Genomic DNA, 21,844 nt, shown 5'->3' on the forward strand with positions numbered 1-21,844 from the left:
TGTCGCCGTTCTGGCAGAGCGCCCTCACGGGCCTCGTCATCCTCGTCGCCGTCCTGATCAACGCCCGCGGCGCCGGCCGCCGCAGCCGCCAGATCTTGCCGCTGCACGGCACCGCCGCCCCAACCCACCGGAGTGCCGCGTGAACCCGACCACCACGATGCAAACTGAAAAAAACCCGGCCGCGACCTCGCGCTACACGATCCTCGACCGCGAAACGCCGCGCCTGAAGACCCTCCTCGGGCGCTGGGAAAGCCTGCTGGCGATGCTGTTCGTCGCCGTGTTCGTCGTCGACAGCATCGCGCTGCCGAACTTCCTCGACCTGTACAACCTGCTGGACGGCACCCAGAACTTCAGCGAAAAGGCGCTGATCGCGCTGCCGATGGCGCTGTTGATCATTTGCCGCGAGATCGACATCTCCGTCGCCGGCACGCTCGCGCTGTCGTCGGTCGCGATGGGTCTCGCGCAAGGCGCCGGCTTCCCGCCCGCAAGCCTGGCACTCGTCGCGCTGGCCACGGGCACCGCGTGCGGCTTCCTGAACGGCGTGCTCGTCACGCGCTTCGCGCTGCCGTCGATCGTGGTCACCATCGGCACCGTGTCGCTGTTCCGCGGCCTCGCCAGCGTCGTCCTCGGCGACAAGGCGTTCACCGGCTATCCGCAACTGATGGCCGACTGGGGCCAGGGTTACTTCTTCGGCATCGTGCCGCGCGAATTCGTCGTGCTGCTCGTGTGCGCCGCGCTGTTCGCCGTGCTGCTGCACACGACGAGCTGGGGCCGCCGCATCTACGCCATCGGCAACAACCCGGAAGCGGCGCGCTTTTCCGGCATCGCCGTCGACCGCTACCGCCTCGCGCTGTTCATGCTGACCGGCGCGATGGCCGGCCTGGCCGCATTCCTGCTGACGGGCCGCATCGGCAGCACGCGCCCGAACATCGCCACCGGCTGGGAGCTGGAAGTGATCACGATGGTGATCCTCGGCGGCGTGTCCATCGCCGGCGGCGCCGGCACGATCGCGGGCGTGATGCTGGCCGTGCTCACGATGGGCACAGTCACGTATGGCCTGTCGCTCGCCAACATCCCCGGCATCTACATGACGATCGTGGTCGGCGTGCTGCTGCTGGTGACGATCGCGCTGCCGAAACTGCTGCGCATGCGGCGCGCGCGATGAGCACCATGCACGACGCCCTGCTCGTCCTCGACATCGGCAAGACCAACGCCAAGCTGGCGCTGATCGACGCGTACGGCGCCGTCCTCGCCGAACGGCGCCGGCCGAACGCCGTGCTGGCGGACGGACCTTACGCCCACCACGACACCGACGGCCTGTGGGACTGGATGGTGGCCGCGTGCCGCGACTTCGCGACGCTGGCGCACGTCTCGGCCATCGTGCCGGTCACGCACGGCGCGACGGCCGCGCTGGTCGACGGCGACGGCCTCGTGCTGCCCGTGCTCGACTACGAGGCGGCGCTGCCGGGCCTGGACTACGCCGCGCTGCGCCCGCCGTATGACGAGACATTGTCGCCCGGCCTGCCGGCGGGCCTGAACCTGGGCCGCCAGCTCGCGTGGCTGCAGGCCCGCTTCCCGGCCGAATTCGGGCGCGCGCGCCACATCCTCATGTATCCGCAGTACTGGGCCTGGCGGCTGTCCGGCACGGCCGCGTCGGAAGCGACGTCGCTCGGCTGCCACACGGACCTGTGGAATCCGCGCCAGCAAACGTATTCGAGCCTCGTCGAGCGCATGGGCTGGACGGCCTTGATGCCGCCGCTGGCGCCGGCGCATGCGGCGCTCGGCCGGCTCCGTCCCGACATTGCGGCTGCCACCGGGCTGCCGGCCGACTGCGAGGTCTTGTGCGGCATCCACGACAGCAACGCGTCGCTGCTGCGCTACCTCGGCAACGACACGGGCACCGTGCTGTCGACCGGCACGTGGCTGATCGCCGCCGCATTCGGCGCGCCGCTTGGCGGCTTGCGCGAGCAGGCCGACATGCTGGCCAACACGAACGCGCTGGGCCGGCCCGTGGCCTGCATGCGCTTCATGGGCGGGCGCGAATTCGGCGAACTGGCCGGCGCGGCGCCCGTGCCGTGCGGCTTCGGCGACATCGAACGCCTCGTCGCGCAGGGCACGCTGGCGCTGCCCTGCTTCGCGGCGACGGGCGGCCCGTTCGCCGGCCGCGCGGGCACCATCGACGGCCCGCCGCCGGTCGACGCACGCGAACGCTATGCGCTGGCCACGCTGTACTGCGTGCTGATGACGGATTACTGTCTCGATGCGCTGGGCGTCGCGGGGCCGCTCGCGGTCGAAGGCAGCTTCACGGCGAACCCGTGGTTCGGGCCCCTGCTGGCGGCGCTGCGGCCGCAGCAGCCTGTGTCGTATTCGGACGATGCGAGCGGCACCACGTGCGGCGGCTGGATGCTGCGCTACCGCGACGCCGCGCCGCCCGGCACCAGCACGGCGATCGCGGCCCGGCTGCCTGCCGGTTTCAACGCATACAAGGCCCGCTGGCGCGCCGCGCTCACCTAACGCCGGTGGTAGACTGGACGGATTTCACGCCACGGAAACCACGATGAGCCTCGCCACCGTCACCGCCTTTTTCGCCAACCACGCGCCCGACATCGCGGTCGAGCGCTACGCCACCAGCACCGCGACCGTCGCCCTCGCCGCCGCGGCACTGGGCGTGGCGCCGGGGCAGATCGCCAAGACGCTGTCGCTGCGCCTGGACGACGAGGTGGTGCTGCTCGTCACGCGCGGCGACGCCCGGCTGGACAACCGCAAATACAAGGAACGCTTCGGCCAGAAGGCCCGCATGCTGGGCCTGGACGAGGTGGAGCACGAGACCGGCCACCCGGTCGGCGGCGTGTGCCCGTTCGGCCTGGCGCGGCCGCTGCGCGTGTTCTGCGACGTGTCGTTGCGCGCGTTCGATGTCGTGTTCCCCGCGGCCGGCGCGCCCGATGCGGCCGTGCGCATCACGCCGGAGCGGCTGGCCGTCCTCACGCAGGCGGCGTGGGTGGACGTGGCACAGGATGCGGCTGTCGTCGCCTGAGCGCGTCGTGGGCACGGGGTGCCCACCCTACGGCATATCGAGGTTATCTTGCTGATTTCGCGCCGTGGGCACGGGGTGCCCACCCTACGACATCCGACGTTACCTTGCGAAATCGATCGACCGTGCCCGCGCGAACACAGGCACCGCGCGAACATCTACACGGGCGCCGCCACCGTAGCGCGCTCCAGCCGCGCGATCAGGTCCGCCAGCGGCATCGGCCGGCAATACAGATAACCCTGCATGCACGGCCGGCCATTCTCCGCCAGGAAGCGCGCCTGCGCCTCCGTCTCGATGCCTTCCGCGACGACGCGCAGGCCCAGGTGGTCGGCCATCGCGAGGATCGTCTGCACGATCGCCGTGCCGTTGGCGTCGTGCGGGGTGTCGCGCATGAAGCTCTTGTCGATCTTGAGCTCGTACAGCGGCATCTTTTTCAGATAGCCCAGGCTCGAATAGCCGGTGCCGAAATCGTCGATCGAGAAGCGGATGCCGAACGCCGCCAGTTCGCGCATCTTCGCCGTGATGACGTCGAAGTCCTCGACGAGCAGGCCCTCCGTCACCTCGAACACGAAGGCGTGCGGCGCCACGCCCGATTCCGCGAACGCCGCCTGCACCTGCGCGACGAATTCGGGCTGGCGGAACTGGCGCGGGCTGACGTTGACGGACAACTGCAGCGGATGCCCCGCCCGCTCCAGCGCGAGGCGCGCCTGGCAGGCCTGGCGCAGCACCCACAGGCCGAGGGGAACGATGAGCCCCGTCGTTTCCGCCACGGGAATGAAGATGTCGGGCGGGACGAACGTGCCGTCGCCGCGGCGCCAGCGCATCAGCATCTCGGCGCCGACCGGCCCGCCCGCCGCATCGACCTGCAACTGCAGGTGCATGGACAGCTCGCCGTTGTCGAACGCGGCGGAGAGGTCGCGTCCCAGCGTGAGCTGGCGTTCGGCCGCGGCCAGCATGGGCGTCTCGAACACGGACACGCCGTTGCGGCCCGCCGCCTTGGCGTGGTACATCGCGAGGTCCGCGTCGCGCAGCAGGTCGGCGACGGACTGGCCGGGGCGCGTGGGCAGCGCCACGCCGATGCTGGCGGTCGAATTGTAGCTCTGGTCGTCGATCGTGACGGCGTCCGCCAGCGCGGCGCGGACCTTGTCCGAGACGGCCAGCGCGGCGTTCGTGGCAAGGGCGATGTCCGTCCCCAGGCCGTCGAGCAGCACGACGAATTCGTCGCCGCCCAGGCGCGCCACCGTGTCGCCCTTGCGCACCACGTTGGCGAGGTTCTTCGCGGTGTGCTTGAGCAGCGCGTCGCCCGTCGCGTGGCCGCGCGCGTCGTTCACGTGCTTGAAGTTGTCCAGGTCGATGTACAGCACCGCACCGAGCCCGCAGCCGGCGTTCGCCGCCGCGACCAGCGCGTCCAGCCGCTCCGTCATCAGGCGCCGGTTCGGCAGGCCGGTCAGCACGTCGTAGTACGCGAGGCGGTGGATGGCGTCGGCCGAGTGGCGGCGCTCCGTGATGTCGCGGCCCACGACGACCCAGTGGCTGATGCGCCCCGCGTCGTCGGTGAACGGCATCAATTCCATCTCGACCCAGTACGGATCGCCGGACTTCGTGTAGTTGACCATTTCCGCCGTCGCGGCCTGGCCGTTGCGCATCGACTCGACGATGCGTTCCACCACGGCCGGATCGGTGCCCGCGCCGTGCAGCACGCGCATGCTGCGGCCGACGATGTCGGCGTCGCTGTACCCCGTGCGGCGCTGGAACGCTTCGTTGGAAAAGATGATGGGCTGGTCGCGGTCGGGCGTGTCGACGGCGCGCGCGATCAGCACCATGTCGTTCAGGCGCGCCAGCGCGGCCGACGTCAGGCGCAGTTCGGCGTTCAGTGCCTGCAGCGCGTCCTGGCCCGTCTCCAGCGACTTGGCGAAGCCGCGCACCTCGTCCAGCGAACGCGAAAGGCCCTTGAGCATCGTGCCGCACGTGAGCGTCAGCAGCGCGCCCACGCAGGTGAAGTTGAGCGCCACGAGCAGCGCCGTCACGAGCGGGTCGTGGCCCATGTCCACCAGCGTCGGGTGGAAGTGGCTGATCCCGAGCACGAGGATGACGGCGCTGGCGACCAGCGCCGCCAGCGCCGGCGCGGTTCCGAGCAGGATCGCCGCCAGCACGGGCGGCGCCATCAGGTAGTTCTGGCTGACCGGTCCCACCTTCAGCATCAGGCAGATGGCCACCATGTAGATGATGGCGAGGAAGTTCAGGACGCGGAAGGTGTAGGGCAGGCGCTCCAGGCGCCACAGCACGAACAGCCATGCAAGCGCGGCGCCGTCCATCACGGCCACGGTCCACACACCGTGGCGCAACACGACGATCACGCTCGGGATGGCAGCCACCGTGCCCAGCACGAGCACTATCGCCAGCAGGCGCGAGAAGATCCGCGCGCGCCATTGTGCGATATCGTCGAAGCCTTGCATCAAACTGTTTCCTCGCGGCGCGCCCGGAGGAGATCCGGTCCGGCCAATGTTCTCGTAAGGCAACATTGTAAAGGCCGGACCCGGGACCTGTCACTTCTTTACTCCAAGGTGTTGCGCGCGGGTGACTGATAGTTCAATATCTCGACCCGCCCTGGCCGCTTTCCCCTTCGCCGGCCACGCCGCCGCGCGCGGCGCGCAACACGACGAGCCGCACGGGTTCCAGCGCGTTCGCCGGCTTGCCGTCCGTCGTCACCGCGAGGGCGATCGTATTCTCGCCGTGCGGGTCGAGGATGCCCGGCGGGATCACGAACACGCGTTGCGGCCCCACGCCGGCGATGAACTGCCCCATGTTCCAGCCGTTGACGAAGATGAGGGCGCGGTTGTCGCGGTCCGAGCGCGGGCTGCTCGTGTCGCCGAACGCGAGCCCCAGCTGGACGTCGTGGCCGCGCGGCAGGTCCAGTTTCACCTGCGTGCGCAGCCAGTACGTGCCGGGAGCGGGCGGCGCGTCCCCGACATGCGCTCTGGTCCATCCTTGCGCCGGCGCGCCCGGCAGATGCCAGCCCGAGCGCTCGCCGTACAAGCCGCCGTCATTGAGCGGACCGCGCATGCGATCGGCGATGTCCTCGCCGCCGCGGTTGCCCTGGATGCGCCAGCGGATCGGCACAGCGAACCGGCGCCCGCCCCGCGCCGTCAGCGCCGCCGCGATCAGCCCGCGCGCCTCGCGGTGCGCATCGTCGGCCATCAGGTCCCAGTTGTGCGAATCGTTGCGCACCATGACGGCGATGACGTGCGGTCCCGGCGCCAGCTTGCCGAGATCGAAGCGCACGCTGTCCGTCGTTTCCGGGAACGACCGGCCCGTGTCCAGCTCGTGCTGGCCGAGGAAGCGGCCGTCGACCCAGGCCTGCAGCATGCCCGCGCCGCCGCCGCCGTAGAACAGCTCGAGCCGGTTCGCGGCGGGATCGGCCACGTCGACGCGTCCCCGGTACCACACGTCGCCGTGGTGGAAGCCGTAGTCGCTCATCGCGAGCGTGGGCTGGCCGCGCTCCGGCTGGGTCCACGTCTGCGCGGCCGACGGACGGGCGTCCGCCCGCACCCAGTCGCGGTCGTCGAAGCCGGGCTGCGCCTCGACGCTGTCCATGCGCCGCGTCCACGCCAGCTTGCCCAGGTCCGGCACACTCACGCGTGCCGGACCCGCCAGCGTGGCGGCGCGCAGGCTGCCGTCCGGCTGTGGCGCCAGCGCGAGCGCCGCGCCGTTGAACGATGCCGCCGCGATGCCCGGCCCCCAGATCTCGAGCGGGCTGTCGGTCTCGGTGTCGCCCGTCAGCCGCAGGACGCCGGCGTCGATGCGCGCCGTGCGCACGAGCGCCGGCGTCAGTTCGAGCACGCGGCCCGCCGGGGTCTCCTGCGTCCAGAAGCGTTGCGACGTCGCCTCGTCGGCAACCAGGAGCAGCAGCGGCGCGCGCCCGCCGCCCGTGACGCGTACGCGCGCGAGGCCCGTGTGCGCATACACGAGCTTCAGGTCGCCGCGCGCCGCGTCGAACGTCGAACGGACCTCGCCCGCGAGCACCTCGACCTTCGGCGCCGATGCGTAGCGCAGCACGGTCTCGCCTTGTTCCCCGCTGCGGCCCTGCAGCAGCACGACGTCGCGCGCGCCGTCACGCATCTGCGCCTGCAGCTCGGAGGTGGAATACACCAGATGCTGGCGCTCCATGTCGTAGGCGGCCAGCAGCATCTTGGCATCCTGGCCGTTCAGGCGCGACGCGATCGTGTAGCGGCCGTCGCGCGTCTCCAGGTCGAACGCGAATGCGTCGTCCGTCACCAGGTCGGACGGGCCATGCACGGCGAACAGCACGTGCGCGCCCAGTTCCGTGTCGACGTTGTGGTACAGCCGCACGCGCGCGGACGTGGTCTCGATCGCCGGTCCCTTGTCCATGTGCACCAGCACGGCGCCGGCGGCCTGGACGAACATTCCCTGCTGCTTCAGCGCCAGCGCCTTGGGACGCAGTCCGCGGTCTTCCGCGATCGGCGCGCCGTAATCGTAGGAGGTGTACACGATGGGCCCCGGCAGCCAGCCCCACGAGGTGCCGCCGAACGCCATGTAGATGTTGTGGATCGTGATGCGGTTGATGAGGTTCGTGCCGTAGAACACGCGCTCGTAGCCCTTGCCCTGGCGTTCGGCCGTGCAGGCGTACGTGCCGTTCGAGCCCCAGTAATCGAACCAGCCGGCGCCCACTTCGGCCGCGAAGCCGGGCGTGCCGGGCGAGGACAGCGCGCCGGCCTTGGGTCCCGGCGCGGCGTAGATGCCCCAGTCGGGCGCCTTGTTCGGTCCCGCCGGATTCGCATGCACGTCGCAGCTGCCGCCCGGGTAGCCGTCGAACGCATACAGGTCGGTCGGCCCCGGATTCGCCCACGGCGCGCTGGACTTGGCCGGCGTCCAGTCGGGCAGGCGGCCGGCCGCGTTGTGGAAGAACGGGACCGTGATGCCGTCGGCGCGCGCCTTCGCGGCCAGGTGCGCCATCTGGCGCGCATGCTTGGGCTCCACCTTGCCCAGCTCATTCTCGATCTGGTAGGCGATGACGGTGCCGCCGCCGGTCGTCACCTGGTGGCGCGCGACGATGGCGTCGATCTGGGTCATCCATTCGTCCACGGCCGCGAGATAGGCCGGATCGTCCGTGCGCGCTTCCGCGCGGTTGCGGAACATCCAGCCGGGGAAACCGCCGCCGGACAGTTCCGCGTTCACGTACGGTCCCGTGCGCGCGATCACGTACATGCCCTCCTCTTCCGCGATCTCGAGCGCGCGCTCGACGTTGCGCACGCCGGAAAAATCGTACACGCCGGGCGCCGGCGAGTGATACGCCCAGTCGAAATAGAACGACACGCCGTTGAAGCCCAGCGCCTTCATCTTCTGGATCACGTCGCGCCACTGCGCCGGATCCGGCAGGCGGAACGGGTGGATCTCGCCCGACCAGACGACGACGCGTTTGCCGCCGATGATCAAGGAGTATGGGTCCCAGCCGACTTGTTGCGGCGCGCGCGGCGGACGCACGGCGGCGGCGACGTCGCCGGCCCGTTCGGCCAGCAGGTCGGGCGCGCCGACGCCCGCCGCGACGCCGGTCAAGGCCCGCTTCGGCGCCCATGTCCGCAGGCCGTCGCGGCTGTCCGCCTGCCACGCGTGGCCCGCCGCATCGGCGAAGACGGCGCGCCAGGCGCCGTCGGGCAGGCGCACGAGGTCCGCGCCGGCGGCCACCGGTCCGATTGCGTCGACGGCGCGCTCCACGGCCCACGGACCGGCCGGGTCGGGCGCGCGGGCGAGCGCCGGCACGCCATCGCCGCGGCGCCGCACGAGGGCAACGTAACCGACGCCGTCGCGCGCCACGGCCGCGTCCTCGTACGCATCCTGCAGCCCGGCCAGCGGACGCGGCGCGGACCAGTGCGCGAGGCCGGCGTCCGCCTCCACGAGCCAGGGCTGGAACCGCGCCGCGGCACCGTCCCGCGCCAGCGCCACGACGAGCGTCACACCGCCGTCGCGCGTCCGCAGCCAGCGCGGCGCGCGCACCCGCCCCGGCATCGGCACGGCGCGCACGAAGCTCCAGTGCTTGAGATCCGGCGAACGGGCCAGCCCGATCTCGCGGCCGGCGCCGCCCGCGTACGCGACCCAGTACGCGCCGTCGTGGCGGATCAGCGCCGGGTCGCGCAGCATGCCGCGCGGCGGCGCATACGCTTCCGACGCCTGTGTGACGAACTGGGTGCCGTCGTCCGAGCGGAACACGCTCAACCGGTCCGGCAGGCCCGGCGCGACGGCGGCCATCAGCCATACGGTGCCGGACGCATCGTGCACGTCGCTTGTGCGTGCAGCCGTGCCGCCCGCCTGCGCAACGCCGGGTTCCTGCGCCGCTGCCGTCCCGATGGCGGCCGCCAGCAGCGCGATGAGGAAACGCGCCGCGCTCATGCCGGCACCTCCGGGTGGTTGTCGAAGCCGACCACGTTCTCCGCCACCACGGGCGTGCCGCGCACCGTGCGCACCGCCACGTCGCGCAGCACGACGTCGCACACCGGCAGCTCGGCCTCGCCCTTGATCATGCAGACGAATCCGGCGTCGTCGACCCGGATGCCCTCCACGTGCAAGCCCTCGATCGGCGTCAGGCGCCGCTCCAGGGTCGGCACCAGCGTCTTCCACTGGTACAGCACGTCCGTCTCCACGGCCAGCACGCCGCCCTTGATGCGCGTGGCGCTCACGTTCGTCATGTGGATGTTGCGCACGAATCCGCCGCGGCGTTCGTTGGTCTTCACGTACAGCAGGTTGTTGATGGTGCTCGGCACCGAGGAATCCGCATGGTCGAAATGGCAGTCGTCGACGAACACGTTTTCCACGCCGCCCGACAGCTCGCTGCCGATCGCCATCAGCTGGTGGCCGTTCTTGATGCGGCAGCGGCGCATGACGACGTTGCGGCTCGCCACGCCGATGCGCCAGGCGTCGCGGTCGCGCCCGGACTTCACGGAGACGGCATCGTCGCCCTGGTCGAACACGCAGGCGTCGATCAGCACGTTCTGGCTCATCTCCGGATCGACGCCGTCGTTGTTGTGGCCGTGCGCGGCGATGTCGACGCGCCGGATGACGACATCGCGGCACAGGTAGGGATGCAGTACCCAGAACGGGCTGTCGACGATGTGGATGTCCTCGACGAGCACGTGGCGGCAGCGGTTGAACTGGATGAAGTGCGGACGCAGGTTGGCCTGGCCCGTGGTCATGTCGCGCCGTTCCACCGGCACGCCGTCGCGGCAGGCCATGTAGTACAGCGCCACCAGCGCGTCCATGTGCGCCTTCGGCCGCGCATACCACCGGCGCCACACGTCCAGCCGCGCGCGCAGCGTGCCGCGGCCCGTCACGGCCACGTTCTCGCAATCGTACGCATAGACGAGCGGCGAATAATTCATGCATTCCAGGCCTTCCCAGCTGGTGGGCACGGCCGGCAGGTAATCGCGCGGTTCGGCGGAAAACAGCAGGGTCGCGCCCTCCTCCACGTGCAGCGCGACGTGGCTCTTCAGGTGGATGGGTCCCGTCGGCCACGTCCCCGGCGGCACGACGACGACGCCGCCGCCCGCCGCGTGGGCTTGTGCGATGGCCCGCGCGATGGCGGCGCTCGTCCTTGCCTGGTCATCCTGCGCGGCGCCGAACGCGGCGATGGCGAAGCGCGGAGACGCGGAGAAATCGGGCACGGCGATGGCCGGCATGGCGAACGGCGCGGCCACGCGCACGTCGGTGCGCGCGAGTGCGCGCGGGGCCTGCTTGAACGACTGGCAGCCGGCCAGCACGGGCACGGCGAGGCCGGCGCGCAGCAGCGCGCGCCGTGAAATGGAACTGGACACCGGTTGTCTCCTTTGATTGTGCACCGCGCACGCGATGAGCGCAAAAGCACGCGCGCCGCCCGTATTGTGCCGCCTGTGCGTGCGCTGTTGTCGATTCGCCATGCAAGCGCTCAACAACGTGATTATTCATGCGAACGGCACGGAAGGAGGATTCGCGGCGCGATGCTTGGCGCTACCATGCCCCCGTCTATATGGCCGACCGAGTCATTGATCACAACATGGAGACTACAACGATGAGTTTCACTGGACACCCTGGAAACCTGCACCCGCTGGCACGCCGCAGCCGCATCAGCATCGGCGTGCTGGCCATGCTCGCATCGCTGCACGCACACGGGCAGGAGGCCGCGCCCGCCGCGGCCGCGGCCACGAACGGCACCACCACCGCCGCCGACGGCAAGGCAGCGGAAAGCGTCGTCGTCGTGACGGGCTTTCGCGCGAGCCTGAACAGCGCGCTGAACACGAAGAAGAACAGCGACGGCATCGTCGACGTCATCAAGGCCGAGGACATCGCCAAGTTCCCCGACGCGAACCTGGCGGAATCCCTGCAGCGCGTGCCCGGCGTGGCGCTGGCGCGCGGCGACGGCGGCGAAGGCAAGCAGATCACCGTGCGCGGCCTGAACGCGGGCTTTACGCGGGTGCGCATCAACGGCATCGAAGGCGTGGCCGCGACCGGCGCGTCCGACATCAACGGCAGCACCAACCGCGGCCGCGGCTTCGACTTTTCCGTGTTCGCATCGGAGCTGTTCAACAGCCTGGAGGTGCGCAAGACGTCCGAGGCCGACATCGAGGAAGGCTCGCTGGGCGCCACGGTCGACCTGCGCACGGCCCGCCCGTTCGACTTCAAGGGGCGCACGTTCAGCATCGGCGGCCAGGAAAGCCACAACTCCCTGTCCGGCAAGACGCAGCCGCGCATGACCGCGCTGCTGTCGGACCGCTGGGACACCCGCTACGGCAAGGTCGGCGCGCTGCTGTCCGCCGCGTATTCGAAGCGCCGCGCGACGGAGGAAGGCTACGAGGCCGTGGAGCTGCTCAGCGCCAGCAACGACGGCGGCTTCTGCTCGCCCATCGGCGTGACGCCGCAGAACCCGGGCGACAACGCGGTCAAGGGCATCACGGCGACGACGTGCGGCACCGGCATGCCGCGCGCGACCGATCCGACCGCGTACAACAACGTCATGGGCCGCAAGGACAATTACGGCGGCACGGTCGCCAACCCGGCCGCCGGCTCGGGCGCGTTCGCGCCGCGCATCCCGCGCTACCGCCGTTCGCAGACGGACTACCAGCGCACGGGCATCACCAACTCCTATCAGTGGCGCACCGCCGACAGCGAGCTGGATCTCGACCTGATGTACGGGAAGTTCGCCAACAAACGCTACGACAACTATATCGAGGCGATCTCGTTCGGCCGCAACCTGGGGTCGAACGGCAAGCCGCAGACGTCGATCCTCGATGCGAACTTCGACCAGAACGGCAGCTGGGACTACGGCAAGTTCAACGGCGTCGACGTGCGCACGGAAGGCCTGCTGGACGTCTACACGACCAAGTTCCGCCAACACGTGCTGTCCGGCCGCCACCGGTTCAGCGACACCGTCAAGGCCGACTTCATGGCCGGTAACTCGAACTCGAACCTGAACGAGCCGATGCGCGCCACCGTGCAGTTCGACGCGCCGAACGTGGACGGCGTCTCGTGGGACTTCCGCAACAACCGCAACGTCCCGGCGCTGAACTTCGGCATCGACGTCGCCGATCCGGCCAACTTCCAGTTCGCCCCGCAGGACGCCGCCGGCAACGTGCGCGGCATGTTCGTGGGCCGCTACCTCGACACGACGAACAAGCTGCAGACCCAGGCCGTGAACCTGCATTGGGAGCTGAACGACCACCTGACCAGCCACTTCGGCGTCTCGGCCCGCAAGAACATCTGGACCAACTACGAGATCGGCAACAGCGCCAACGCCGTGCCGCTGCCGGCCGGCGTCACGATGGCCGACATCTCGCGCCAGATCAGCGGCTTCGGCTCGGGCCTCGGCGGCACCGGCGTGCCGTCGTCGTGGGCCGCCGTGGACCTGCCGAAATTCCTCGGCGTCGTCAACACCGAATGCCACTGCGACGCCGTGCCGGGTTCGCAGTACAACTACCTGGCGCAGACGAACCGCCGCGTGGAGGAAGACATCAACGCGCTGTACGGCATGGTCGACTTCAACTACGACTTCGCGAACATCACCTGGCGCGGCAACGTCGGCGTCCGGGGCGCCGACACCAAGGCCACGTCCACGGCGATGATCAACGTGCAGGGCCAGCTGCAGCCGAATACGGGCACGAAGAAATACCGCGACTGGCTGCCCGCCTTCAACCTGACGGCCCAGCTGCCGAAGGACGTGTTCCTGCGCTTCTCGGCCGGCAAGACGCTGTCGCGCCCCGAGTACACGGACCTGGCCCCGAACGCCACCGTGTCGCCGATCTCACAGTCGGTCTCGATCGGCAATCCGAACCTGGACCCGATCCGCGCCAACACCTACGACCTGCAGGCCGAGTGGTATTACGCGAAGAACGCGATGATCTCGATCGGTCACTTCCGCAAGGACATCAAGAGCTTCATCCAGAGCGTCAACGAGCGCGTGCCCTACAACACGCTGGGCCTGCCGAACGAACTGCTGATCCTCAACGGCTGCTCGCTGACGGGCGCGCCCATCTGCCAGACCTTGCCCACGACGGAAGTCAACGTGAGCCGCAAGGTCAACACGGCCGGCGGTCCGCTCAAGGGCTATGAGTTCAACCTGCAGGCACCGTTCAGCTTCCTGCCCGGCATCTGGAGCAATTTCGGCCTGCTCGCCAACGCGACGCGCGTGAAGTCGAAGATCACGTACATCACCCGCGTCGACAACCCGGCCACGCCGGCCAACGAGCAGCTGACGCAGGTGGCCGACTTCACGGGCCTGTCGCCGCGCACCCACAACATCACCCTGTACTACGAGGATGCGAAGTTCAGCGCGCGGGTGTCGGCGGCGCACCGTTCCAGCTACATCTATGCGGTGCTGGGCGACGTCAACGGCGCCGACTACACGATGGTGGACGGCTCGACCAACATCGACATGAGCCTGTCGTACAACCTCACGCCGCAACTGCGCCTGTCGCTGGAAGGCCAGAACCTGACCGACACGCCGCTGCGCTACGGCCGCGACACCCAGCGCAACGACACGCTGCTGTACGTGCACTCGGGCCGCTCGTTCGTGCTGGGACTGAACTACAAGTACTGACGGCCGCCCCGCGACGGACGGCGATCTGGTATGCTTGCCGATTCGACCACGATCCCGTCCAGCGACATGGCCTTCGTCACACGCGACAAACGCTTCAACGGCAACACCTTCATGGCGCGCCACGCGCGCTTCATCGTCCCCGCCTGCTGGCTGCTGGCCGCGGCCATGCGGCTGGTGGACGCCGTCCGCACCGGTGCCACGAGCGCCTGGGTGGGGACGGCGGGCTTCGCCGGTGTGGCCGTGATCCTTTACCTCGCGTTCAGGCAGGTGCACCTGAAACGCCGCGCCGACGCCGGCCGGGACGGCGGATCCTGAATCCACCCAGGAGGCATCATGTACACCCTGTCCCGCGTCACCCCGGTCCTGCGCATCTTCGACGAAACGAAGGCGCGCGAATTCTACATCGACTTCCTCGGCTTCAAGGTCGACTGGGAGCACCGTTTCGAGGGCGGCGACTTCCCCGTCTACATGCAGGTATCGCTGGGCGACTGCGTGCTGCACCTGTCCGAGCACTACGGCGACGGCAGCCCGGGCGCGTCGATCCGCATTGCCGTACGTGACCTGGACAGCTACCGCGCCACGCTGCTCGCCAAGGAATTCAAGTATGCGCGGCCCGGCATCCAGACGATGCCGTGGGGGACGCGCGAGATGACGATCCGCGATCCGTCGTCCAACCGCCTGTCGTTCGAAGAACCGGTTGCCGCCGGCGCCTGAAGGCGCGCCGCATACCGCTCGTCCATGATCCGGGCGGACCGGTACACTTCGCGCCGGACCGGCGATACAGTGCCGGTCACAATCCGCCGACTGTTCCTGTCGGTGCGGGGCGCCGCCGCGTAGACTCGTCGCATCTTCCCCTCGCGAGACCCACATGGCACGCCACCCGTTCAAGACCGTCGACGTTTTCACCGCCATCCCGTTCCAGGGCAATCCGCTCGCCGTCGTGTTCGATGCCGACGGCCTCTCCACCGCGCAGATGCAGCGGATCGCCAACTGGACGAACCTGTCCGAGACGACGTTCGTCCTGCGGCCGACCCGGGCCGGCGCCGACTACCGCGTGCGCATCTTCACGCCCGGCGCCGAACTGCCGTTCGCCGGCCACCCCACGATCGGCACCGCGCACGCACTGCTCGAAGCGGGCGCGATCGCGGCGCGCGACGGCCGCATCGATCAGGAATGCGCGGCGGGCCTGGTCCGGCTCGACGTCCGGCATGCGGACGACGGCGCGCGCTGGCTGTCGTTCGAACTTCCCCCGCACACGATCACGCCGCTGGATGCCGCCGCCGCCGCCGAGGTGGCGCAGATCCTCGGCACGCCGCCGGTCGCGCCGCCCTGCCTCGTGGACGCCGGCGCGCGCTGGGTCGTCGCGCAGTTGCCCGATGCCCGCGCCGTGCTGGCGGCGGCACCGGACCTGCTGCGCATGAAGGCGCGCGACAGTGCCAGCGGACACACGGGCGTGCTGGTCTTCGGCCCGCATCCGGACGGCAGCGCCGCGCGGATCGAAGTGCGCGCATTCGCCCCCGCGCACGGCGTCGACGAGGATCCGGTCTGCGGCAGCGGCAACGGCGCCGTCGGGGCCTACCTGCGCCACACGGGCCAGCTCGACGCGTTCGGACGCGACTTCCTGTCCAGCCAGGGCGCCGCCGTGGGCCGCGCCGGCATCCTGCGCCTGACCGTCGACGCGGATGCGATCAGGGTCGGCGGCAATGCCGTCACCTGCGTGGACGGCCACCTGACCTTCTGATCGCGCTTGATCGGCGCGCACGTTCAGGCTAGGCTGGCGGCTTCGATCACGACACCGGAAGGACGCCATGGCAACGGAACGCAGCTTCATCGACTACGTCGCGGAAGTGGTGGGATTGGGCGCGCGGCTGACGCACAAGAAGATGTTCGGCGAGTACGCGCTGTACGTGGACGACAAGGTGGTCGCCTTCGCGTGCGACGGCAGCCTGTTCGTCAAGCCGTCGGACGCCGCCGCGCGGCTCGCGCCCGACCTGCCGCAAGGGCCGCCCTATCCCGGCGCCAAGGACTATCCGGTCGCCGACGAACTGCTCGACGATCCGCCGGCGCTCCGCCAGCTGCTGCTCGAGACCGCGGCCATCATGCCCCCGCCCAAGCCGAAAAAGCCCGCCGCGGCGCGCGCGAAACGGACGCCGGGCTGATTTTTAGTTATCGATATCATTTTGCGCGTAACGTGTGCTAGCATGACGGCTTTCAACCCGACCACGCCACCCGATGCGCATTCCAGCCAGCCCCCTCGCCGCCCTGATGTCCGCCATGTCGATTGCCGTCGCCGCCCACGCGGCGATGCCGGTCGCAGCCACGCCGATCGCGGCGCGCTTCAATGCCGACCCGTCGCCCCACTGGTTCCCCGCCGCGAAAGGCTTTTATCTGTACGCGACGGACGACGCGTCGAATTCCGGCAAATACTGGGATTCCGTCACGTGGCGGCTGTACACGTCGCCGGACATGAAGACGTGGCGCGACGCCGGCGTGCCGCTCGCCGTCACCGTGTTCAAATGGGCGCGGCCGGATGCCAAGGCCTGGGCGCCGGAAGCCGCGTACCGCAACGGGAAGTATTATTTTTATGCGCCCGTCGGCGGCGACAAGATCGGCGTCGCCATGTCGGACCGGCCGGACGGCGGCTTCGTGGATGCGCGCAACAGTCCCCTCGTGGACCGCGCACGCGACGTGAACGCGGGCGACGAGCCGATCGATCCGGCCGTCTTCATCGACAAGGACGGGCAAGCCTATATGTATTTCGGCACGCGCGTGCCGAAGGTCGTGAAGCTCAAGGCCGACATGGTGTCGCTGGACGGCCCGATCCGGATCGTCACGATCAACGGCCTGTCGGCATCCGACACGAAGAAGAAGTACGGCGAAGCGCCGTTCATGCACGAGCATAACGGCATCTACTACTTCACGTTCTCGTCCGGCTGGCCGGGCCAGATCCTGTACGCGACGGCGCGCTCGCCGCTGGGCCCCTTCACGTACCGGGGCGTCGTCATCGACTACCTCAAGATCTCCACGAACCACCAGGCGATCCTCGAACACGGCGGCAAGAGCTGGATCTTCTACCACGACGCGCTGCTGCCGGGTGGCGGCAGCTTCCGCCGCTCGATCGCCATCGCGCCGCTGGAATACGGCGCGGACGGCGCGATCAAGCAGGTGCCGGTGACGCCCGGCCAGCCGAACGACTAACCGGGCGCGGCGCCGTCAAGCCGGCGTCTTGGCGGACAGCCGCTTGAGCCGCTCCAGCGCGCTCTCGCCGGCCGTCTCCGGCTGGCTGACGGACTTGCGGATCGCATCGAGTTCGGCCTGCTGGTCCAGCGGCTTCTGGCCGATGTCGGCGACGATGCGCAGGCCCTGCGCCTCGTTCGTCACGGCCTCGGCGCGGCGCGTCAGCGCGGACAGGGCCGTCGAGTTGCCGCGCATGCTCGTCAGGCCATTCAGCTGTTCCTGGCGTTCGAGGCGCATTTCCTGCAGGTCCTTCTGGGCCTTGGCCGCGGCCAGCGCCTGCAACGCCTTCTTCGCCTGCGCGTCGAACTCCGCCAGTTGCTTCGACAGCGCGTCGACGATCTTCTGCAGCTCGTCCATGTACGCCTTCGCGTCCGCTTCCTCCTGGATTTCCTGCGGCAGGCGGGCCTTGTTCCCTTCCAGCTCGTCGCAGAACATCGTGACCGTGGCTTCCGAAATCGTGCCGGCGGCGAGGCGCTCGGCCAGCTTCTCGGCCGCGCGTTCGTCTCCGGCGATCAGGTTCTGCAGGTTGGCGACGTCGCCATGCTCCTTGTCGAACGACGCGCGCGCCGTCGCCAGCAGTTGCGCCGTCTCGCGCAGGGTGGCGACCAGGCGGTCGCGGTCGGCTTCGGTCGCGGTCTCGGGGTCGAAGTTGGCGATGGCCTCGGAGATGCGGTTGCCCAGTGCGCCAAAATGCTTCGTGACCAGCCGTGCGGTCAGGCCCCATCCACTAGCGTTGCTCATTGTTGTTCCTTTCGTGCGGTGATGAAAACGGTTTATACGATTACTGGATGACGATGCGTTCCTGCTCGACCGGGATGCCGATGACGAAATCGACGTGGATCCCGCGCCGGTTCGTATCGCCGTCGACGCTCTCCACGATCTCCGTCGTGATCAATAAATATTCGCGGCCGCCGTCCGCCAGCGTGCGGACGTACGGCATGAAGTACATCTGCTGGCGCAGGCCGTGCGTACCGTCGGCATCGTCGATGCGCGTCTCACGGCCCTCGAACGGCTTGACGAACTGCGCGTCCGGCGCGCCCGCGTCGCGGGTGTAATCGACCCGGTCGGCTGCGCCGAACACGGTGTCCAGCGTGGCCGCGTCCAGCATGTCGGCCAACTGCTCGCGCCACAGCGTATAGCCCGGATCGCCCAGTCCATAGCCGGCGGCGCCCGTGTACGCGTCCTGGTCGTCGGCCGTCTCGGGAATCACGCGCGCCAGCTGGGTGCAGTACAGGACCTCGGCCACCTTGCCGTCGTCGCCGCAGAACACCTGCAGGAATTTTTCCCGCGCGTCGTCGTCGCCCTTGTCGAGGTACAGGCGGTACAGCGCCGTGTGCGGCTCGAGGCGGATCTGCGACACGGCCAGGATGCGCGTGTCGGCGGCGGCCGGCGTCGCGATCAGCGAGCCGCCCGCCTGCGCCCGGATCATCGGCGCGCATTGCAGCTGCACGACGCTGCCGATGCGTGCGCCCATCGGCACGGCGTCGTCGGCGTGGTGCTCGCCCTGCGTAACGCCCTTGTTGGCCGCGACGGCACGCACGTAGCTGAAAACATCCTTCCAGGCCATCTGCTCAATTCCTTTCAAACGAATAATTCGGTTTCTTCGCCGCGCGGCTGCGGCGCACGCGGCGCCACACGAAGTACACGGCCCAGCCGACGAGCGCCAGCACGCACAGCGTCATGAACACGCCCAGGAACGAGGTGCCGCCCGAACGCGCCGGCGGCATCGGCGCGCCGCCCGGCGTGGACGGGTACCCGCCCGGATAGCCGTTGTTGTTCGCATGCGCGCCGCGCGCCATGTTCGCGAGCACCGCGCCCGCGATCACATGACCGAGGCCGCTGTCCTGGCGGACGATGATCGGCGCCTGCGGCTGCTGCGCCTGGCCGTACTGCGGCGCCGGCTGGGCGTTGCCCCCGTGTTCGTAGCCCGGCACCGGCCGCGTGTCGCGCGCCGCCTGCTCCTGCGCCTGGCGCCGCGCATCCAGCGTCCGCAGCGCATTCGCTTCCGACGCGTCCTTGTTCAGCTTTTGCGACAGCGCGGAATCCGATTTCCGCGGCGCCGCCGCGCCACCGCCGAACGAGCCGAAGCCGCCGGACGGCCTGTCCGCGGTCGACGACTGGGCGGGCGCGGGCGCCGCCGCGGCGGACGACGAATGCCGGCTGAACGAGCCGAAGCCGCCGCCCGACTTCGCCGACGTGTACGACGGCTTCGACGACGACGACGAACGGTGCGACGAAAAGCCGCTCTTGAAAGAGCTCGACGACGTCGTCGGCCTGGCGTCGGCGCTGCCGACATGCGCCAGCGGCAGCAGCAGCGCCAGCACGAACGCAACTTGATAAGACTTCAACATGGTCAGGAGAGCGATCAAAAGTTAGAATTAGTGTAACGACCGGAATGTTGACACGCACCGGTTAAATTAGCAAAGGATTACCATGACCCGCCGTTACCTCGACATGAACCAGCACGACGCCCTTTATACGGTCGCGCGCAAATACCCGGGCGGCATCGACGCGCTGGCGCGCGAGCTGGACATGTCGGCCAATGTCTTGCGCAACAAGCTGGCGCCGACGATCGCATCGCACTATCCGTCGTTCGAGGAGGTGTCGCAGATCGTCGAGTGCTGCCACAAGGCGGGCGTGGCGGATGCGCACCTGCCGCTGCATGCGCTGCTCGTGCGCCACGGGATGGCGGCCTTCGTCGTGCCGCAGCCGGAAGCGGCGCGCCAGGACGACCTGTCGCAGACCGTCTGCCGCGTGATGAGCGATGTGGGGGCCGTGGCCGAGGCGGTGTCGAGCGCCCTGCTCGACGGCACCGTCACCCCGGTCGAGGCCGACCTGATCGAACGTAAGTTCCATGCCGCGCTGTCCGCCCTGGGCGCCTGGCGCGCACGTCTGCGCCAGGAGACCGAGGCCGGCCTCCGCTGATCAGGAACGCAGGCGGCGTGCCGGTGCCGGCTCGTCGTCCTGCGCCACACCGCGCAGGGAGCGCAGGAACAAACCGAGGCCGCCGAAGGCCAGCGCCAGGATGCAGATGAGTTCAAAGGCCGACATCGTGCGCAGCGACATGTTCACGGACGCGATCACGCCGAACACGAGCGCGGCAAACGCGCCGACGGCAAGCAGCCAGCCCAGGGCGCTGCGGGCGTTGTAGAAGATCATGGCGATGCCGATCACGAGGGGAATCAGCACGATCCCGCCCGTGATGCCGTAGCCGCCCACGCCGAACAGGCGCGTGCCGAGGCCGAAGCTGGAGCTCACCACGACGCTGTTGAGCAGCAGGTAAAATCCGCCGCACATCAGGATGAGCCCGAGAAAAAACCGGCCCGTCCCCCCGCTCGTTCCGCCCGCACCGTTCATTGTGTCCTCCGTCTTTATATTTGTTGCGACGGCGACAACAATACCAGAATTTCCGGTCACATTGCTACTGTGTCCGGCGGTGATGGCGTGAATGTTTTACCGCGCCACGACGGGCCGCGGCGCATCCGCGACCGGTTCGCCGAAGTCGGGCATGCCGTCCGGCCGCCAATGGATGACCTGGGCGCGCGTATGCCGGTTCGGGTCGTGCAGCGAATCGCCCTGGATCTCGCGGTAGTTGCGCGCGTGGTAGACCAGCACGTCGGTCTTGCCGTCCGGCGTCGTCGTGAACGCGTTGTGGCCCGGCCCCCACTGGCCGTTCTTCGCGCTGCTCCTGAACACGGGTTGCGCCAGCTTGGTCCACGACTTGGGGTCGAGCAGGTCGGCGTCGTCCGGCGCGCTCGTCATGCCGAGGCAGTAATTCTCGTCCGTGGCGCTGGCCGAGAACGTGACGAACACGCGGCCGTGGCGCACCAGCACGGCCGGGCCCTCGTCGACGGCGAACTTCACCTTTTCCCACGCATACTCCGGCTTCGACAGCATCACGGCCGGTCCCTTGATCGACAGCGGCGTGTCCATCTTCGCGATATAGATATTGGTTCCCTTGCTCCCGTCGGGCGCCGTCTGCGTCCACACGAGGTAGCGCTGGCCGCGGTTCTCGAACGTGGTGGCGTCCAGCGAGAACGATTCCCAGCCCGTCCTGACCTGGCCGCGCTCGACCCACTGGCCCGTGAACGGATCGGCGGACGCGTTTTCCAGCGCGTACAGGCGGATGTCCCACGGATGCTCGGCGCTGCCGGCCGTGAAATAGATGTACCACTTGCCGTCGATGCGGTGCATCTCGGGCGCCCAGATGTGCGCGCCCATCGCGCCGGTCGCATGCTTGCGCCAGACGGTCTGCGCCGGCGCGGCGCCCAGGTCGTCGAGCGAACGCGCGCGGCGGATCTCGATGCGGTCGTACTCCGGCACCGTCGCCGTGAAGTAGTACCAGCCGTCGGGCTGCAGCGACACCTGCGGGTCGGCGCGCTGCCGCACCAGCGGATTGTGGAACACGGGTTCGGCGGCGCGGGCGGACGACGCCGCGGCGGCAAGGCACAGCACCAGCGCCGGCAAGGCGCGGACGGAAAAGCTGGACATCGGTTCTC

At 69.2% G+C, this 21,844-nt stretch carries 18 protein-coding genes; 10 read left to right on the top strand and 8 right to left on the bottom strand.

Features of this window, described 5'->3' with window-relative positions:
* Window positions 1-157 precede the first annotated feature (157 nt).
* Genes U9J41_RS05530 through U9J41_RS05540 form a run of 3 tightly spaced genes read left to right on the top strand, consistent with a single transcriptional unit; the run spans window position 158 to window position 3,034 of the window.
* Window positions 158-1,165: an ABC transporter permease gene (locus tag U9J41_RS05530; RefSeq protein ID WP_322400733.1), complete on the top strand. Its 1,008-nt coding sequence runs from the start codon at window positions 158-160 to the stop codon at window positions 1,163-1,165.
* A complete protein-coding gene (locus U9J41_RS05535) occupies window positions 1,162-2,514 on the top strand; it encodes an FGGY-family carbohydrate kinase (protein ID WP_322400734.1) in 1,353 nt (450 codons plus the stop codon). The genes U9J41_RS05530 and U9J41_RS05535 overlap by 4 nt, the downstream gene beginning before the upstream one ends.
* A 43-nt stretch (window positions 2,515-2,557) precedes the next feature.
* Window positions 2,558-3,034 carry a YbaK/EbsC family protein gene (locus U9J41_RS05540; protein WP_322400735.1) on the top strand — a complete coding sequence of 159 codons (477 nt, stop codon included), beginning with the start codon at window positions 2,558-2,560 and terminating at the stop codon, window positions 3,032-3,034.
* Window positions 3,035-3,189: 155 nt separating this feature from the next.
* Here U9J41_RS05540 and U9J41_RS05545 read toward each other — a convergent pair whose 3' ends face one another.
* The 3 genes from U9J41_RS05545 to U9J41_RS05555 all read right to left on the bottom strand — a co-directional run bounded on the left by U9J41_RS05545 (window position 3,190) and on the right by U9J41_RS05555 (window position 10,854).
* Window positions 3,190-5,487: a putative bifunctional diguanylate cyclase/phosphodiesterase gene (locus U9J41_RS05545; protein ID WP_322400736.1), complete on the bottom strand. Its 2,298-nt coding sequence runs from the start codon at window positions 5,485-5,487 to the stop codon at window positions 3,190-3,192.
* Between the two features lie 133 nt (window positions 5,488-5,620).
* On the bottom strand, window positions 5,621-9,436 hold the full coding sequence (locus tag U9J41_RS05550; protein WP_322400738.1) for a beta-galactosidase: 3,816 nt from the start codon (window positions 9,434-9,436) through the stop codon (window positions 5,621-5,623).
* On the bottom strand, window positions 9,433-10,854 hold the full coding sequence (locus tag U9J41_RS05555) for a glycoside hydrolase family 28 protein (protein ID WP_322400739.1): 1,422 nt from the start codon (window positions 10,852-10,854) through the stop codon (window positions 9,433-9,435). Before U9J41_RS05555 ends, U9J41_RS05550 begins: the two co-directional genes overlap by 4 nt.
* Window positions 10,855-11,087: 233 nt before the next feature.
* On the opposite strand from U9J41_RS05555, the gene U9J41_RS05560 reads away from it, so the two are divergent.
* The 6 genes from U9J41_RS05560 (at window position 11,088) to U9J41_RS05585 (ending at window position 17,306) form a co-directional block, all read left to right on the top strand.
* Window positions 11,088-14,108 (top strand): TonB-dependent receptor, encoded by a 3,021-nt coding sequence (locus tag U9J41_RS05560; RefSeq protein WP_322400740.1) that lies wholly within the window; start codon window positions 11,088-11,090, stop codon window positions 14,106-14,108.
* A 30-nt stretch (window positions 14,109-14,138) separates the two neighbouring features.
* Complete coding sequence (locus tag U9J41_RS05565) at window positions 14,139-14,423, top strand: hypothetical protein (RefSeq protein ID WP_322400741.1); 285 nt, start codon at window positions 14,139-14,141, stop codon at window positions 14,421-14,423.
* 18 nt (window positions 14,424-14,441) lie between these two features.
* Window positions 14,442-14,822 carry a glyoxalase superfamily protein gene (locus U9J41_RS05570; RefSeq protein ID WP_322400742.1) on the top strand — a complete coding sequence of 127 codons (381 nt, stop codon included), beginning with the start codon at window positions 14,442-14,444 and terminating at the stop codon, window positions 14,820-14,822.
* Window positions 14,823-14,976: 154 nt separating this feature from the next.
* Window positions 14,977-15,849, top strand: coding sequence for a PhzF family phenazine biosynthesis protein (locus U9J41_RS05575; RefSeq protein WP_322400743.1), 873 nt, complete (start codon window positions 14,977-14,979; stop codon window positions 15,847-15,849).
* 67 nt (window positions 15,850-15,916) lie between these two features.
* On the top strand, window positions 15,917-16,267 hold the full coding sequence (locus tag U9J41_RS05580; protein ID WP_322400744.1) for a TfoX/Sxy family protein: 351 nt from the start codon (window positions 15,917-15,919) through the stop codon (window positions 16,265-16,267).
* 73 nt (window positions 16,268-16,340) lie between these two features.
* The gene (locus U9J41_RS05585; RefSeq protein WP_322400745.1) at window positions 16,341-17,306 is read left to right on the top strand and encodes a family 43 glycosylhydrolase; all 966 of its coding nucleotides are present in this window, start codon (window positions 16,341-16,343) and stop codon (window positions 17,304-17,306) included.
* A 15-nt stretch (window positions 17,307-17,321) separates the two neighbouring features.
* Here U9J41_RS05585 and U9J41_RS05590 read toward each other — a convergent pair whose 3' ends face one another.
* From U9J41_RS05590 to U9J41_RS05600, 3 genes are read right to left on the bottom strand one after another with little or no spacing between them, the layout of a single operon-like run.
* Entirely contained in the window at window positions 17,322-18,086 is a 765-nt protein-coding gene (locus U9J41_RS05590) for a hypothetical protein (RefSeq protein ID WP_322400746.1), read from the bottom strand.
* Window positions 18,087-18,126: 40 nt separating this feature from the next.
* A complete protein-coding gene (locus tag U9J41_RS05595) occupies window positions 18,127-18,912 on the bottom strand; it encodes a DUF2491 family protein (protein WP_322400747.1) in 786 nt (261 codons plus the stop codon).
* A gap of 4 nt (window positions 18,913-18,916) precedes the next feature.
* Window positions 18,917-19,696, bottom strand: a complete 780-nt coding sequence (locus U9J41_RS05600) for a hypothetical protein (RefSeq protein WP_322400749.1) — start codon at window positions 19,694-19,696, stop codon at window positions 18,917-18,919.
* An 82-nt stretch (window positions 19,697-19,778) separates the two neighbouring features.
* Here U9J41_RS05600 and U9J41_RS05605 point away from each other — a divergent pair, with 82 nt between their 5' ends.
* On the top strand, window positions 19,779-20,270 hold the full coding sequence (locus U9J41_RS05605) for a phage regulatory CII family protein (protein WP_322400750.1): 492 nt from the start codon (window positions 19,779-19,781) through the stop codon (window positions 20,268-20,270).
* On the opposite strand, the gene U9J41_RS05610 is transcribed toward U9J41_RS05605, so the two are convergent.
* A complete protein-coding gene (locus U9J41_RS05610; protein ID WP_322400751.1) occupies window positions 20,271-20,702 on the bottom strand; it encodes a hypothetical protein in 432 nt (143 codons plus the stop codon). It abuts the gene before it with no gap.
* 96 nt (window positions 20,703-20,798) lie between these two features.
* Complete coding sequence (locus tag U9J41_RS05615) at window positions 20,799-21,836, bottom strand: glycoside hydrolase family 43 protein (RefSeq protein WP_322400753.1); 1,038 nt, start codon at window positions 21,834-21,836, stop codon at window positions 20,799-20,801.
* Between the last annotated feature and the right edge of the window lie 8 nt (window positions 21,837-21,844).

The sequence above is a fragment of the Massilia luteola genome, from assembly GCF_034420155.1.
Taxonomy (GTDB): Bacteria; Pseudomonadota; Gammaproteobacteria; order Burkholderiales; family Burkholderiaceae_D; genus Telluria; species Telluria luteola.